Annotated in this window: 9 protein-coding genes and 2 tRNA genes; 6 read left to right on the top strand and 5 right to left on the bottom strand. The window is 44.6% G+C overall.

Features of this window, described 5'->3' with window-relative positions:
• The first annotated feature begins 50 nt into the window (after nt 1–50).
• From GO755_RS05365 to GO755_RS05350, 4 genes are all read left to right on the top strand, one after another.
• A complete protein-coding gene (locus GO755_RS05365) occupies nt 51–1,244 on the top strand; it encodes a hypothetical protein (protein WP_157583712.1) in 1,194 nt (397 codons plus the stop codon).
• Nucleotides 1,245–1,278: 34 nt separating this feature from the next.
• The gene (locus tag GO755_RS05360) at nt 1,279–2,985 is read left to right on the top strand and encodes a hypothetical protein (protein ID WP_157583711.1); all 1,707 of its coding nucleotides are present in this window, start codon (nt 1,279–1,281) and stop codon (nt 2,983–2,985) included.
• A 150-nt stretch (nt 2,986–3,135) separates the two neighbouring features.
• Nucleotides 3,136–3,208, top strand: a tRNA-Gly gene (locus GO755_RS05355).
• A gap of 62 nt (nt 3,209–3,270) precedes the next feature.
• Nucleotides 3,271–3,355, top strand: a tRNA-Leu gene (locus tag GO755_RS05350).
• Between the two features lie 63 nt (nt 3,356–3,418).
• Here the strand turns inward: GO755_RS05350 and GO755_RS05345 are convergent.
• A complete protein-coding gene (locus GO755_RS05345; protein ID WP_157583710.1) occupies nt 3,419–3,910 on the bottom strand; it encodes a low affinity iron permease family protein in 492 nt (163 codons plus the stop codon).
• A 382-nt stretch (nt 3,911–4,292) separates the two neighbouring features.
• On the opposite strand from GO755_RS05345, the gene GO755_RS05340 reads away from it, so the two are divergent.
• Complete coding sequence (locus GO755_RS05340; RefSeq protein WP_157583709.1) at nt 4,293–7,310, top strand: DEAD/DEAH box helicase; 3,018 nt, start codon at nt 4,293–4,295, stop codon at nt 7,308–7,310.
• Nucleotides 7,311–8,196: 886 nt separating this feature from the next.
• Here GO755_RS05340 and GO755_RS05335 read toward each other — a convergent pair.
• Complete coding sequence (locus GO755_RS05335; protein ID WP_157583708.1) at nt 8,197–8,439, bottom strand: hypothetical protein; 243 nt, start codon at nt 8,437–8,439, stop codon at nt 8,197–8,199.
• Between the two features lie 936 nt (nt 8,440–9,375).
• Here GO755_RS05335 and GO755_RS05330 point away from each other — a divergent pair.
• Complete coding sequence (locus GO755_RS05330; protein ID WP_317165794.1) at nt 9,376–13,440, top strand: AAA domain-containing protein; 4,065 nt, start codon at nt 9,376–9,378, stop codon at nt 13,438–13,440.
• Nucleotides 13,441–13,536: 96 nt separating this feature from the next.
• Here GO755_RS05330 and carA read toward each other — a convergent pair whose 3' ends face one another.
• The 3 genes from carA to GO755_RS05315 form a co-directional block, all read right to left on the bottom strand.
• Nucleotides 13,537–14,640: a glutamine-hydrolyzing carbamoyl-phosphate synthase small subunit gene (gene carA / locus GO755_RS05325; protein ID WP_157583707.1), complete on the bottom strand. Its 1,104-nt coding sequence runs from the start codon at nt 14,638–14,640 to the stop codon at nt 13,537–13,539.
• An 86-nt stretch (nt 14,641–14,726) separates the two neighbouring features.
• Nucleotides 14,727–15,500 (bottom strand): 50S ribosomal protein L17, encoded by a 774-nt coding sequence (gene rplQ, locus GO755_RS05320; RefSeq protein WP_157583706.1) that lies wholly within the window; start codon nt 15,498–15,500, stop codon nt 14,727–14,729.
• A gap of 76 nt (nt 15,501–15,576) precedes the next feature.
• Nucleotides 15,577–16,566: a DNA-directed RNA polymerase subunit alpha gene (locus GO755_RS05315; RefSeq protein ID WP_046577854.1), complete on the bottom strand. Its 990-nt coding sequence runs from the start codon at nt 16,564–16,566 to the stop codon at nt 15,577–15,579.
• Nucleotides 16,567–16,676 lie beyond the last annotated feature (110 nt).

Genomic DNA, 16,676 nt, shown 5'->3' with positions numbered 1-16,676 from the left:
CTTTTCGTATTTTTCAACATCATTCACCCACCAGCACACGTTGTTTATCTATGCCATCAGCTTCTTCTTCTGACCAAAAATTAAATATACCCATCTATATCTATGCGGTTGTCTTTGCGTCGTTTTGCGTCATTATGGGCCTGTTATGGGACATTATGTGGCATATGAGTATTGGACGCGATGGACTGTTTGCTCCCCCTCACATGGTCATTTACGTAGGTGGTTTGGTAGCAGGTTTGTTTTCTGCTTACCAAATTCTAAACCTGACGCTCAATAAAAATCACCCTGGCCGTGCCAATGCAGTTCCTTTCTGGGGTGTTTTTTATGGGCCACTCGGCGCTATGTTCTGCGTTTGGGGCGCGTTGGCAATGCTAACATCAGCTCCTTTCGATGATTGGTGGCATAATACTTACGGCCTTGATGTTCAGATCCTAACCCCTCCACACACGATTCTGGCTGTTGGCATTATGACTTTACAGTTCGGGGCTATTATTGGCGTATTGGCGATGCAAAACCAGTACCGGAACCCAGTAGATCTGATAAGTACTGCCTCCACACGCCTGAAATGGTTGTTTGCCATCGCAGCTGGCCTGCTGCTAACCATGCTTTTCTCTTTATTCTCCGAGACAATGGAGCGGGGCGATACACATAGTACAACCTATTACGCGACAGCAGCCATTGCATTGCCTTTCTATTTGGTTGCAATGGGGCGAGCATCTTTATTACGTTGGCCTATTACCTCCATTTCGGGATTGTTCATGCTCTTTTTACTGGTACCGAGCTGGGTAATTCAACACTTTCCTGCTGTTCCCCGACTCGGTCCGGTATTGAACCCGATCACACATTATCAACCGTTCGTTTTTCCACCCCTGCTGGTCATTCCAGGTTTTGTAATGGACTTGATTCTGCACCGCTTTGATAATGCTGGCAGGGGTCGAAAATTGAACGACTGGCTACTCGCGGCTTTGTTAGGAACCGCATTTTTGCTGGTACTACTAGCCGTTCAGTGGCCATTTGGAACGTTTCTTCAGACGTCGCCTTATGCGCGTAATGGCATTTTCTTGTCGTACTCATGGACCTACGGCAGCCCACCCGACTGGGAATATAGGTATGTGTTCCCGCCCTGGCGCGTTTACTCACCAGCTGATTTCGCGATTGGTTTCGGAAAGGCATTGCTATACGCCATCCTCTCGGCTAGAGTTGGGTTGTTTTGGGGTAACTGGATGAAACGGGTAGCCCGCTAAGTAACGAAGTTAGAGCGTCATGAAATTTTACATAATGAAGCCAATAACAAGCCATACACGAATCCCCGGTCGAGCAAAATGGCTCGTACTATCTCTCTTTTCGCTCTTTTACTCGTTTGCTCTTTCACCTTTGGCTACTGCCCACGTGGGTAGCTCTGGCGTGATTGTGCAGAAACAGGTTGGTAAGTACCAGTTGCTAATTAGTGTAAAGCCCCCCGATGTAGTGCCGGGTACAGCTATTGTAACGGTTTTTGTAGAACAAGGTCGAGTGAGCAGTATTGGCGCGCGCCCTATTTATTTTCGTTCAGGTGATAAAGGTGCCCCAACGCACGACATCCTGACCCCAATTGGCGCTAATCGTTATGAAGGCGACTTATGGCTAATGGACTCTGGTTCATCGAGTATTGAATTGAGTATCGACGGTCCCGATGGCAAACAGCAGGTTGTTGTACCTGTTGTGGCGATGGCAACGGCTTTGCGCGATATGCCCAATGGAACCGGTTTTGGATTGGCTGCTATGGGGCTGTTGTTGATCGTTATGCTGGTTACCATCATTGGGGCCAGCAATTCGGATGGGGTACTAATACCTGGTCAGAAAGCCCCTGAAACGCTCCGTCGGCAGAGACTAGTCGGTATGGGGATTGGTCTGGCCGTTATCTGTTTGATTTTAACTGGATGGCGGTCGTGGTGGACGAGTACTGCTGAAGATTATCGTCATGAACAACTGTACCAGCCAACGCGTATTAACACATCAGTCCATGTTGCCAACGCCCAGCGTCAACTCACGATCCAATTTGATACGACGGGTTTTGGAAGCGGTCAGAGGTCACGTCGACTCTTTAGTTTTGTATTGCCTGACCATGGCAAGCTGATGCACGCTTTCTTAGTCAGGACGCCGGGGCTTGATGCTTTCGCTCATCTACACCCTAACCGCCGGGATACACTGAATTATGAATCGGCTTTGCCGCCACTGCCAGGGGGCAACTATCTGCTGTATACTGATGTGGTTTATCGAAGCGGTTTTGCTGAAACCCTGACCGATACTGTTGAGATTCCAGCCCTAAAAACTAGCCCTGAAGCTGCTGCCAATGCCAAGCCAACAGACATTGATGATAGCTGGCTTTTAACTGAGCCAATGGGTGTAAAAGCCAGCGCTGTGAATATACCGCATCTAGACAATGATATGATAGTTTGTGGTAAACCTGGTGCCAGCTCGAAACTGGCTGACGGTTCTACCATGATCTGGATGGATAAGCCGAGCCAAATTCTGGAAGCGGGAAAACTGTATTCACTGAAATTCGCTGTGGCTGATGCGCAGGGGAAAGCTACAGCGCTCGAACCATACTTGGGCATGGGTGGTCACGCGGTTATCCTGCGCTCTGACGGAAGTGTGTACATTCATCTGCATCCGGTTGGAACGTATTCAATGGCGGCAGAAGGATCACTCGTAAATCGTATTGCCGATACCGCCCGAACGTTTCATTATCCCAACCCTGCTCGATTCAGCGATAGCATCAATACCTACATTGCTAAGCTAAAAACATTACCTGAAGCAGAAAAAAATAAGCTATTAGCCGCAAGTATGCCGGGCATGTCCCACGCCATGAAAACGAACAATATGGTCGAGTTCCCATATGCATTTCCACGCGCCGGGCATTATCGAATTTGGGTGCAAGTAAAGCGTAACGGACAAGTGCTAACGGGGGTGTTCGACACACAGGTGAATGAGCCACTGCTATAAATAACTCAAGTGCTAATCCATTCATAATCAGATTTTGGCATCCATGTAGACAGGATTTCTGAAATTTTTTTCAGGACAAGACTTGACAAATGAAGAAAATAGCCTAATTTTGCATCCACAATTCGCCGAAAGAGTGGCAAATTGTTAAACGCGAAAGTAGCTCAGCTGGTAGAGCGCGACCTTGCCAAGGTCGAGGTCGCGGGTTCGAACCCCGTCTTTCGCTCTACAAAGAGGCACCGAACCCGGTGCTTTTTTTGTAAATGCCCGCTTCGGCGGTAATGGAATGCCGGGATGGTGGAATCGGTAGACACGCCGGACTTAAAATCCTGTGGGCCTCAAGCCCGTGCGGGTTCGACTCCCGCTCCTGGTACTGAGTCAAACAAAAAAGCCCTGATTTTCAGGGCTTTTTTGTTTTTAAATCTTTGATATTCGATTACAGTGTGTGTCCAGTTCCTAAATCCTCTTCTAATTTCTCGGCCGAGTCTTTGATCGCTTCTTCTACAGAGTGTGACTGACGCAGGTCAGATGCCTGCTTGGTTATCTCCGCCATTGTTTGGTAGTGCTTTTGTAAAACCTGCAATTCTTCTTCAGTCAGATTCTCGACCGATACTAATCGGTTACTGGCGCCCTTTGTTGCTGCTATCAGTTCATTAAGTTTTAGTTGCACAGACATTGAATCTTTATTCTGCGCTTTCTGAATCAAAAAGACCATCAGAAACGTAACGATTGTAGTGCCCGTGTTTATTACCAATTGCCAGTTCTCCGAATAGTGAAAAATAGGCCCCGTTATGGCCCAGATTATAACCGTAAAAAAGGCTATGATAAAAGCGGCTGAGCTACCAGTAGCTTTAGTTACTGCAGATGAAAATTGCTCAAAAAAACCTTTTGAGACAGGTGATGCTATTGCTGGTTGCTGCGTTTCCATATGTCTGTTAGTCATGCATAGGATAACCAACGACGGCAGATAAAGTTGGTTAACGCAAATGCTTTAATCAGCTATTAATTGCCGCTGTAAAGGAGAATGCAATGGTATAGTTAGGGTGATTTCTGCCGGATAATAACTTTCATACCCTGACGCTTACGGTTTATCATTTTTGCCAAATTCCTACTTGTACATTTTGTATTGATTCGTATATTTGAAACCGTTGACAAATGCGAACTTCATGTAAATCATTCATTATGAAGACTTTTGTTTTGTTTTTGTTCTGTTTGTTAACGCGTTCATCCACCCTTTTCTAATAGCTTGTTCACCTTTTTCTGTCGTTCTGCTCATCCTAAAATAGATGGGTAATGAAGGACGTATCCGCATGAAAGTTTCGCCTTTACAACCGTTTCAAATCGTGTATTCATTACTGGATCACGAGTTTCTGGGCTATTTGATCGAAGCTTTCGTTGTACAACGTAATAGCAAGGGCGAATTGACACTTCAAAATCAAACGTTATCCACCCAAAATGTCGGCGAATTCGCCAAAGGATTAGATGAACGGGATTTTGAACTAGTTAAGCTCATCGACAGCATTCAGCAGGATACCATTGTCAAAAAGTTTAATACCCGTAAACTGCCTGCTGTTGATTTTTTCCTGAAAATATATGACTCGCAAAAGGGTGATAAACTTATTCAGGAGGCAATTGGGGCCTATCTGGAAAACATTAAAGCGAAGATAATGGCTCTGCTGCCGGGCAAGCCATTTTATATTATGGGTAACGATGGTAACCCCGCCTGGCAAGCCATCAACTGGATGCCTGAACCGGCGCGGGTTCATTTTCACTTTATTCGCAATAGCGACTCGACACACTATTTTCCTATCATTCGTTATCCGATTGGGACGCGCCAGACTGGTCCAGGTGAGGGTAGTCAGACCTCTGAAACGGAGCGTGTCGAATTTCAGTTTAAAGATGCTCTGATGATTTGCGATGAGCCGGCCTATATGATGGTGGGAAATCGACTCTATCATTTCAGCAAAAACGTAGATGGCAAAAAACTACGACCTTTCTTTTCGAAAAATCATATTGTTATTCCTCGAAACCTTGAGCAGCAGTATTACGAACGGTTTGTGGCGCAGTTGATCGCTTCGTATGACGTATATCCTAAAGGGTTCGAAATTAAGTCAGAAGTGCTGGTACCTACGCCTGTTTTAACCGTCTCAGAAGTTGTGCAGGCGAATCGCCCAGTGCCTGCATCATTATTTCTGACCGAGCCGAATGATGTCGATACGGTGGCGAATGATGATGAACAAGGCCAGCGTATCATGTTTGATCTGGCGTTCCAATATGGTGATTTTGTCTTCCGGTTCGACAATTTTGGGCCGTCGGCTAATGTGAGTTTAGAAAAGAAAAACGACGAGTATATTTTTCACAAAATTCGCCGGGATCAGCGGCTGGAGCGACAAAAACTAGCTTTTCTACGCGATACAGGCTTGGATTTACGCCAGGGTCGACTGGCTCTCCCAAAGATAGACGCCTTTTCATGGCTATCGAATCATGGTAGGCAGTTACAGGAATCGGGTTTTTTGCTCAGACAGGATGCACAGAATACGAAACGGTATTTTCTGGGCTATTCGAGTATCGATGTGTCTATTCAGGAAAGTCGAGATTGGTTCGATATCTATGCCAATGTTCGCTTTGGAGAATTTGAGATTCCATTCCTGAAGCTTCGTAAGCTCATTCTGAATAAAAAGCACGAATTCACCCTTCCAAATGGAGAAGTAGCCGTTATTCCTGATGCTTGGTTTACAAAATATTCGGAACTTTTCGGGTTTCTGGAGCACATTGATGGGACTGATGCTGCCGATGGACGTTTAGTCCTGCAAAAGCATCATCTCGCGCTAGTACAGGAATTAGAAAGTGATAATCTGGCCACAACAGTGATGAGCCGTAAACTCGAACGGTTGCGCGATTTTGAGGAAATTGAACACTTTCCATTGCCCTATCGGTTCAATGGCACGTTGCGACCTTATCAGCAGGCTGGTTATGACTGGATGAATTTCCTGCGTCAATATCGTTTTGGTGGATGCTTAGCCGACGATATGGGTTTAGGAAAAACCGTTATGACACTGGCTATGCTACAAGGGCAGAAAGAAGCCGGAATTATAGAACCGAGTTTGCTGGTCATGCCTACATCGTTGCTCTATAACTGGGAACTAGAAGCTCGTAAGTTTACACCCGACCTGCGGATTATGGTTTATACCGGAACTTACCGAGATAAAAATACCGCTCAATTTGATGATTATGACCTGATTCTGACATCCTATGGTATTGTTAGGATCGACATTGATTTGCTAAGTAATTATCGGTTTAACTATGTGATTCTGGATGAGTCGCAGGCGATTAAAAATCCGTCGTCGCACATTACGAAAGCAGTAAGGCAACTCAATACGGCTTATCGACTCATTCTAACAGGTACCCCGCTTGAAAATAGTACGCTGGACCTCTGGTCGCAGATGTCATTCATCAACCCAGGCTTGTTGGGAAATCAATCATTTTTTCGAAACGAATTTCAGATACCCATTGAGAAGCGTCATGACGATGCGAAAACAGGGCGATTGTATAGTCTAATTAAGCCATTTATGCTTCGTCGTAATAAGGCGCAGGTAGCTACTGATTTACCCGAAAAAGTAGAGAGTGTACTTTATTGTGAGATGACACCCGACCAGGAAACTCAATATGAGGAGGCTAAATCGTACTATCGGAACCTGATTCTGGAACATATTGAAGAAGAAGGCATGGCAAAGTCGCAGATGATTGTATTGCAGGGCCTAACCAAACTGCGGCAGATTGCTAACCATCCACGGATGGTCGATGCCGATTATGAAGGTGATTCTGGCAAGTTAGATGACGTGCTCATGCGGCTGGAGAGTGCCATGACTGAAAATCATAAGGTTCTGGTATTTAGTCAATTCATTAAGCATCTCAATGTCGTTCAGCAGTATCTGAAAGAAAAAAAGATCAAATATGCGTATTTGGATGGTTCAACGACAGACCGCCAGAGCCAGGTTGAATTGTTTCAAACAGACGATTCGGTTAAATTATTTCTAATTTCCCTTAAAGCGGGTGGGTTGGGTCATAATTTGACAGCTGCTGATTATGTGTTCATTCTAGACCCATGGTGGAATCCGGCTATCGAAGCCCAGGCTGTTGATCGGGCGCACCGTATTGGACAGCAGAAAACGGTGTTTACTTACAAATTCATCGCTAAAAACACTGTTGAGGAAAAAATCCTATCACTACAACGAGCGAAGCAGCAACTTGCTGGAAGCCTGATTTCGACCGAAGAAAACTTCATGAAATCACTTACTAGAGAAGATATCATGGTCTTGCTCGAGTAACTAGTAGGTAAGTTAGCAACGCATGCAAAAGCAAACATTGGTGCTATACGCATTAATCTTTTTGTTCCTCAAATGCCTTACCAAATAATCAATAAGTTACCATTAAGATAATTTAATTACTAAATTAGTATTGATTGCAGGCTTTCGGACTGTTAGCTTGCGAGCTCTTATGGGTTAGGTGAAACGTTGGTACTGTTAGTGCCAACGTTTTTTATAAGCTTACAATACCAGCTTTACGTTTAATGAATAAGCAATTTAACCCATGAGCTTGCCCTCACGAATAGAAATACCTAACTCTGTTTGAATTAGGATGAGATTTTTTTTTGCAAAAAAACTGATGCTAAAAGATCAGCTCTCCGTTGATATGTTTTTTTAGTTTGAATTCGTCAGTTAGATAAATTTGAAAACAATTTATATATTTATAGTAAATTTTGGTAACTTATTTATTGAATGGCAAAACTCCATGTACTTGCATGGTTTAGCTCGGCCATAATAAATTTAGCCTGCACTACCATTGTCATCTATACTGCTTACTAGTAGAAGTTTGAGGCAAATCTGTGCTTGACGCAAATGGCCTACCCATACTTGTTTCAGCAAACTCAAAGAGAACCTAGCAGAGCCTTCGGCGTTTAGTTTGCTGCCTCCAAAGTATCGGAAGCAAAATGAAAATCCCGATTAGCAACTGCCAATCGGGATTCGAGATAACTCGATAAAAGAAGATTGTAGATTAGCCAAACAAAAAATAATAGAAGGCAAGCATTATCCTGGCAGCTAATAAGACTGCCAAGAGAGCACTATTGAACATCGCCAGTAATACGAGTCGTAAGAACAGCTGTAGTAAAGCAATCCTTTTGTAGTCCATGGCGCGTGCAAAGGCTAGACTCCATTATAGGTTATAACTCATCAAATAATAAGAATGGTGGCAAGCTTGGCAGTGATAAGCTTTTATTGGCAGGAAGCCAAGAGTTGCCTTTAGTAATTTTGGACGCTTGACTCGGTCTCCGTGGAAATCCCCACAGTAAGGGCATCGCTTTTTAAAGGCAACTTTTCGGAAAAAGTAAATAATACCAACTAGCGCAGCAGCCAATCCACCAACTACGCGGAATGCGAGAGGAATGAGTAGGTTCATTAGTATAGGAAGGTTTGGGCGCAAGTTAAAACCTTAGGTATATATCTTGTATTTATACTTAGGTAATTATAACGGTATTTTAATGCTAATAAATTGCGAGTCAATTCTTATAATAAGCGTTGACTCGAGCTACTTACAATCAGTATTAGGCATATTTGGCAAAAAAATCCCTGTCAGCAATCGCTGACAGGGACAAAAAAAGGAAGGTATGAACAAAGGATCAGCTAGACGTGGAAAGCCAAATGAACCCCAGCCAGAATGCCGTAATTAGGATAGCTATTAAGAGCACCCATGGGCTAAGGTCAGGCAAATCCTTTAGTTTCATAATATTCGTGAAACTAAAGGAATATGAAGAAAAATAGATATAAATATTAGCTAATGGCCTGATAATTAGTTGATTGTATCATTTAATTGGTAATGATATACTTTAAGTTTTTTACTATAAATAAAATACTATTTCAATGGGCTACTTTTTTAAACTTAGTAACTAAGGGAATATTGTAATTCTCGGGCTGTTAGACGCTCTCTAATTTTCAATCTCAGATCTATCAGCAGTTACCAAACTGATTAACAAATCCTCTAGCTGGTCGTTGTAATGACTTTAAGAGCTGCATATTTGCCAAGATAACCCCAACAATCTTGGCATAGTATTGATAGAAAGGTTGATCTTGTAACATCGATTTTTTGACAAAAAATAGCCCCATCCTTACTCGGATAGGGCTAATACTTACTTTATGATGAGAGTGATCTTATGGGTTAGATTCACGTCGGTATTATTAAGACTCTGAAAGTGTATTTGGGACACATAAAAATGTTGACACCAACAGTGCCAATGTTTCATCTAGCCCATAAGAGCTCGCAAACTGACAATCTGCGACCATTTGCATGATTTAAAAGATTCGCAGGATTTTTTACCTTGTCAAACGTTATACTTCTGTGAATCCTATAAATCTTGTGAAAATCCCTGTTCAGACTCAGACTGTACTTAAAGCCTTTCGCCGACGCTTAACAAATCTTAGTAGTCGTAACCGTTCGCTGTTATTGACGAGTTTGCCTGCTGGGCAGTTTTTAGACTTACAGGAAACCGATTTTCTGTTGAATAAGCCTTCATTCGCAATTATCACTGATCTGATCGGGCGAAAATCGTCAGTTGCTATATGTGAAGTACTGGATCCACGTCAGGAACGAAGCAATGAAGTCAGTAGAAAACTTCGGCGAATTGACCGTACTGCGCGTTTTATTGAGGAAGAACGGGGAACCGAGGATTTGTATGTTGGCTGGCCTTTTGTAAAGGGGAAATTCTTGGACGAAACAGTTGTTCATGGACCGTTGCTGTTTTTTCCAGTACAGATTGAACAACAAGGGAAATTCTGGAAACTCACGCGTCGGGGCGATGATCTGGCCTTTTTGAATCCAACCCTGGCGCTGGCCTATGGGCAGTTCAATCAGGTTAAACTGCCTGATGAAATTGTTGAAAAAACGATGGATGATCTTGATCGAGATCCCACTGTTTTTCGCACCCAACTGTACGAATGGCTCAAAACCACCCCGCTCGAAATCAATTTTAATACCGATTTATTTACTGACAAGCTTCAGTTTTTTAACAAACAGACAGCTAAAGACCTTGCTCAACTCGAACGCACTGGTGAGTTAAAACTATATCCAGAAGCTGTTCTTGGTATTTTTCCACAGGCAGGCTCATTCCTGGTACCTGATTATGATGCGCTCCTTGCACGGAGCGAGGAACAAGGAGCAATGGGCGAGAAAGCAGGGGATGAGGAGTTCTCAGATGAACAAGATGCATCTGATTCAGAAGTCCTTGTCCCCTCATTTCTGTTCCCTGCTCCTAGCTCCCTGTCCCCTGCCTCTTTCCTCCCGGAAAAGTCCATTCATACGCCTTTGCCAATGGATGCGTCGCAGGAAGATGCTGTACGGGCGATTAAAGCTGGTCAGTCGTTGGTAGTACAAGGGCCGCCTGGTACGGGTAAGTCGCAACTTATTGCGAATCTGATGGCCGATGCGGCAGCGTCTGGTAAGCGTGTATTGCTGGTGTGTCAGAAACGGGCTGCGCTCGATGTTGTGCAGGAACGCCTTCGCCAGGTTGGCATGGCTCCATTTTTGGCCTTGATTCACGATTTTCAGGATGATCGCCGTGCGTTGTACACACAGATTGCCAATCAGATTAACCAGGTTGAAGCCTATCGTCGGCAAAATAATAGCCTAAACGCCGTATTACTCGAACGTGATTTCGATAGTGAAAGTCGTCGGATCGATGAGACGATTGCCGAACTAAACGCCTTCAAACGGGCTCTTTTTGATACGAGTGAGAGTGGTGTATCGGCTAAAGAATTATACCTTACCTGTGACCCCATTACTCCTGCTATTGCATTAAATGATATTTATCCACAATTCCACTTATCGAATGTGGATAACTTTGTTCGGCGGCTTACCGATTATGCAGCCTACCAGCAACGGTTAGGAACTAATCACCTTTGGGCTGAGCGTGTAAGTTTCGCTTCCTTTGCTAATGCTGATTTAGGAAAGGCCGATCAAACCATTGGGCAATGGGCAGCGCTTCGAGATAAGACGAATGAACAAACGACGGACTTATTAGGTCGGCCTCTTTTATTACCACAACTTCTAGAATGGCAGGCTCATGATTGGGAACTGACTGCACTGTTAAGCCTGCTGGATGCGCCAGATGCTTCAGAGCTTTGGGCAGTTGTTAATCAGTTGCGGCAGACACCCTATCATCCGGCTTTTACGACTGACGAAACGAAATTTGAGCAAATAGCCCATGCCTGGGACGAATCACTTGAGGCACCCGGCCCGGAGATGTCGCTACCAACAACTGAGTTACGCTCGTTTCGAACCTTGTTGGCCGATGCGCTTACGGCCCGTTCATCGTGGGTAAGCTGGAACTGGTGGCAGTTGACTAATTCCGGAAAAGGGCAGCTTCAGACCGTTATTACGACCAACTTACTAACGCTGGCAGAGGTCGATTTGCAGACGTTGGCCACAAAAGTTGATAAGCGTATCCGGTTAGAAGCTACCCGATATGAAGCGAATACATTGTTGACAGGACTGCTACTAACCGAATTGCCGAATAGTCTGCGAATTTTGCGTCGGGCACAGCATATAACTGAGCGTATAAAAGCTATCCAACCGTTACAACAGCTTCCCGAAGCATGTTGGCAGGCTCATGAACGGTTTATTGATACCGTAAAGACATTATTGAGTCTTGCGGCAATTGTAGAGCAACAGAGAGTTAATGCAGAGGTCTATTTAACACTCAATCAAATCAATCAGATTTGGGAAGACAACGTATATGCCAGCAATCTCCGAAAAACTCTCCGCAATGATTTCGATCTGATGGTAGAATCTGATCGATTAAAAGACTGTTTTTCGGAGAGTGAACAGACTGTTGTAAGTCGATTGAAGCAGCTAGAACCAGCTCGTTGGGTCAGTGATTTTCAGACGAGTCTTCGTCGTGTCTGGCTCGATCATATCGAAAACCAATACCCTGAACTTCGGAGTGTGTCATCACTTAAAATGAGTCAGTGGGAGCAGACCTTGCAGGAGAGTGTGTTGCGGAAACAGACGCTAAGCCGCGATATTTTGCTTGTTAAACTTCGGGAACAGACTTACCGGAACTTATTACTTAATCGTCTGAACAATGTAGTTACATATCGTGATTTGTTGCATCAGACGACTAAAAAGCGTAACGTATGGCCGGTTCGGAAGTTGATGGAGTCGTTCGCCGATGAAGTATTTAAAGTAGTACCCTGCTGGCTGGCGTCGCCTGAATCCGTTTCGGCTATGTTTCCGTTGACGGAAGGTCTGTTCGATCTGGTTATTTTTGATGAAGCCTCGCAGTGCTTCGCTGAAAATGGGGTTCCTGCAATCGTGAGAGGCAAACAGGTCATTGTCACAGGAGATAACCAGCAACTCCGGCCCAGTGATCTCTATCGAACCCGTTTAGACGAATCAGATACGGACGAGGAAATAGCCGCATCCCTTGAGGTTGAATCGCTACTCGAATTAGCGGCTCAACAATTGCCACAGGTATCGTTAACAGAACATTATCGTAGCCGCTCACTCGACCTGATTACATTCTCGAACGAGCATTTTTATCAAAGTAAACTGTCTCTCCTGCCGCATTTTGAAGAGATTAACCGACATGAGCCTGCCATTCGTTATTTGAATGTAAAAGGCATGTGGCAACAAAACACAAATCCTATCGAAGCCGCGGCCGTTCTGGAACTTCTGGATCGATTAGTTACTGAATTGCCCGGCCGTTCTGTGGGGATTGTAACGTTTAACTTTCCACAGCAACAGTTAATTCAGGATATGCTGGAGAGCCGGGCAGAAGCTGGATCATTATCAGGTGATGATGCTCACAAACTCCCAGCTGATTTATTTGTCAAAAACATTGAAAACGTGCAGGGCGATGAGCGCGATATTATCATTTTCTCCATCGGTTATGCTCCTGATGAGCGTGGGCGTTTATCCATGCAGTTTGGTAGCCTGAATACACGTGGGGGGGGGAATAGGTTGAATGTAGCCGTGACAAGAGCGCGTGAACGAGTATATGTTGTAACGAGTTTATGGCCAGAACAATTAACAATTGCTGGCTCAGCGAATGAAGGCCCTAAGCTTCTAAAAGCATACCTTTCTTATGCATTGACCGTAGCTCAGGAAAATTTTCAGCCTGTGCTACCATCATTGCAGACACTACCATCCAATGTTTTGTTAAAAGACAGGTTAGCAATCCAGCACCCAGACTGGCAACCTGAGCTTCCTTTTGCTGATTTAACCGTTAAGTCTGGTGAGACCTATGAATCACTTGTGCTAACCGATGACGAAGCGTATTATCAACAGACCTCCAAACAAGCTCACGCCTATTTGCCAATAGCCCTGCAGGTTCGAAAGTGGCCATTTCAACGAGTTTGGAGCCGAGAGTTTTGGCGACTAGCGCGGGTGGATACCCACGATTTGTAAAAGTTAATCCTGGAATTTAGCCGTGTGTTTCCATCGGAGGCAGAACCACTGCATTACTTCATAAACAAAAAGCCTGAGGAGACTCAGGCTTTTTGTTTACTCGTTCATCATACCAATAAACTGGTCGAACAGATAATGTGAATCGTGCGGACCAGGCGATGATTCCGGGTGATATTGCACTGAGAACGCAGGCTTGTCTTTCCGACGGATACCCTCAATGGTCTTATCATTGAGGTTGATGTGAGTCAATTCAACATTGTCTGTATCCATAACTTCATCAGCTTTCACGGCAAAACCGTGGTTCTGCGAAGTTACCTCACAATGGCCTGTGATCAAATTTTTGACCGGGTGGTTCAAACCCCGGTGGCCATTATGCATTTTATAGGTTGAAATACCACTGGCCAGCGATAAAATCTGATGACCTAAGCATATACCGAATAAGGGCGTTTCTGTATCTAAAGCCTGCTTAACAGTCTCAACTGCGTAAGGCATAGCTGCTGGATCGCCAGGGCCATTGGCAATGAAATAGCCATTCGGTTTCCATGCTGCTAGCTCGCTATAAGGCGTTTTAGCCGGGAATACCTTGCAGAATACACCGCGTTGGTTAAAGTTGCTGAGAATACTCTTCTTGACGCCTAAATCTAGTACAGCTACCCGTAACTTCGATTCAGGGTTACCTTGTTCGTAGGCTTCCTGTGTACATACTTCTGACGATAATTCCAGACCAGCCATGTCAGGTACTTTTTGCAACTCAGCTAATAGGATAGCTGGGTCTAGAATTTCCGACGAGATGATGCAGTTCATAACGCCTTTCGAACGTATGTAACGCACCAGTTGACGTGTATCAACACCATGAATCCCAACAATACCGGCTTTCTCAAAATAATCCTGTAATGAGCCGTCAGCAGTATAACGTGAGTGAATGTTAGAGAAAAAATTGCAGACCATTGCCCGAATTTTTACACTACTCGACTCTTGTTCTGCATTATTCAGCACACCATAATTACCAATGTGTGAGGTTGTATTAATAATTACCTGACCGTAGTAGGAGGGATCTGTGTAAATCTCCTGATAACCGGTCATGCCTGTGTTGAAGCAAATTTCACCACCAGCTGTCCCTATTTTACCAAGAGCTAGTCCCCGATATACGGTTCCATCCTGCAAAACCAACAGTGCCTCAGGTTGCTGCGTATGTTTCATCTATGCGTTTGGCTTGAAAGACTAAAAAAAAGGGCTAACCGTTGCGGTTAACCCATTTCTATATGACGTTTTTGTAGGTCACTCCGTTATGCTTCTTCTTTACCACCTTTTAAACGATCCTGTAACTCGTTCAGTTCGTCCCATTTGCCATCGCGGGCCAGGGCTGCTTGTTCGTTCCAGGTTGTTGCGTCATGTACATTGAACCGAGGGCCTGCATCAACTAATACTTGTTGAACGGCTTCGTCCTGTGCATCGGCTAACTGTGCAAAGGTAGTAATACCAGCGTTGTTGAGCAACTCAGCAATTTTTGGACCGATACCTTCAATTTTAGTCAGGTCGTCGCCAGTAGCTGGTGCTTCTTCCGCTGAAACAGGTGTTGTTTCTACTACTTCTGCAGCAGGAACTTCAGCTGTTTCAGCAGTCCGTGAACCACTACCACGACGACTACGACGTGTTTTTGTTGTTGCAGCAGCTTTTTCAGCAGCAGCAGCCAGAAGTGTTTCGTTGAAATCAACCAGTTCGATCAGGCAGGTTTCGGCATTATCACCTAAGCGGTTGCCCAGCTTGATGATACGTGTGTAACCACCTGGACGGCTAGCGATTTTATCGGCTACATTACCGAACAATTCTTTAATTGTCTCCTTGTCGTGCAGCGATTGGAATACAACGCGACGATTCTGGTAGGTGTCATCTTTAGCCTTGGTCAAAATAGGCTCCACGAATTTGCGGAGTTCTTTCGCCTTCGCTACTGTCGTCTCAATGCGTTTGTGCAGGATGAGCGACGAGGCCATGTTCTGCAACATCGCTTCGCGGTGCGAGTGCGTCCGGCTTAGGTGATTATCTTTTTTACCGTGTCTCATTATTTCTTGTTTGTTTCAAGCGTCAAGTTCCACGTTCAATGTTATTCACATGGAACTTGAAACCTGGAACAACTTTTTAGTCTTCGTCTAATCTGTACTTAGCGACGTCCATGCCGAACGTCAGGTTCTTTTCAGCAACTAATTGCTCAAGCTCCGTCAAAGACTTCTTACCGAAGTTACGGAACTTCATCATGTCCGAAATCTCTAACCGAACGAGGTCACCCAGCGTCCGTACATCAGCCGACTTAAGACAGTTGTAGGCACGTACCGACAGATCAAGGTCAGCCAGCGACGTTTTCAGAAGTTTCCGCATGTGCAGTACTTCTTCGTCTACTACATTTTCCTCTTCTGGTTTGGCCGTTTCAAACGTCATGGTTTGATCCGAGAACAGCATGAAGTGCTGAATCAGGATATAAGCTGCACCTTTCAAAGCTTCTTCTGGATGGATAGATCCATCCGTTTCGATGTCTAAAAGCAGACGCTCATAGTCCGTTTTCTGCTCAACCCGCGTGTTTTCAACGCTATATTTCACGTTTTTGATTGGCGTGTAAATAGCATCGATAGGGATATGACCAAACGGTAATTCGTTTGCCCGTGGTTCATCAGCCGGAACATAGCCACGACCTTTCTCCACGAAAATTTCCATCTCTAAATCCCGGGTATCATCGATGTGACAGATTTCCAGTTCTGGATTTAGCACCTCGAACGATGGCGAGAACTTAGATATATCACCGGCCTTCAGGACCGATTGTTTCTTTATGTTGACGGTGATCTTGTTGTCGACCATGTCATTGATCTTCTTGAAACGAACCATTTTCAGGTTCAGAATGATCTCTGTCACGTCTTCAACAACGCCCTCGATAGAAGAAAACTCGTGCAACACACCTGGGAATTTTACGCTGGTGATGGCATATCCTTCCAACGATGACAGCAAAATGCGACGAAGCGCATTGCCGATTGTTACACCGTATCCTTTTTCAAGGGGTTTGAATTCAAACACCCCGTGAAAGTCGTCAGCTTTCTCCACTACGACTTTGTCGGGCATTTGGAACGCTAATATTGACATACGTTTCGTATTTTACAGCAGTTCTCTGCCTTGGCGTGAAGACTGAAATTTGTACGGTTTTCAGTGCTTCGGTTTTAGAACTTTACTGGCCGAATGACCAGCTTTGCACT

It is taken from the genome of Spirosoma arboris (assembly GCF_009754945.1).
GTDB classification, from domain to species: domain Bacteria; phylum Bacteroidota; class Bacteroidia; order Cytophagales; family Spirosomataceae; genus Spirosoma; species Spirosoma arboris.
Note: the sequence above shows the minus strand (reverse complement) of the source record. Positions and strands in the feature narration are given on the sequence as shown.

Bases quoted from the DNA above. Each gene is read 5' to 3' on its own strand.
- GO755_RS05365 (WP_157583712.1), top strand. From the start codon at position 51: ATGCCATCAGCTTCTTCTTCTGACCAAAAATTAAATATACCCATCTAT.
- GO755_RS05360 (WP_157583711.1), top strand. From the start codon at position 1,279: ATGAAGCCAATAACAAGCCATACACGAATCCCCGGTCGAGCAAAATGG.
- GO755_RS05345 (WP_157583710.1), bottom strand. From the start codon at position 3,910: ATGGAAACGCAGCAACCAGCAATAGCATCACCTGTCTCAAAAGGTTTT.
- GO755_RS05340 (WP_157583709.1), top strand. From the start codon at position 4,293: ATGAAAGTTTCGCCTTTACAACCGTTTCAAATCGTGTATTCATTACTG.
- GO755_RS05335 (WP_157583708.1), bottom strand. From the start codon at position 8,439: ATGAACCTACTCATTCCTCTCGCATTCCGCGTAGTTGGTGGATTGGCT.
- carA (WP_157583707.1), bottom strand. From the start codon at position 14,640: ATGAAACATACGCAGCAACCTGAGGCACTGTTGGTTTTGCAGGATGGA.
- rplQ (WP_157583706.1), bottom strand. From the start codon at position 15,500: ATGAGACACGGTAAAAAAGATAATCACCTAAGCCGGACGCACTCGCAC.
- GO755_RS05315 (WP_046577854.1), bottom strand. From the start codon at position 16,566: ATGTCAATATTAGCGTTCCAAATGCCCGACAAAGTCGTAGTGGAGAAA.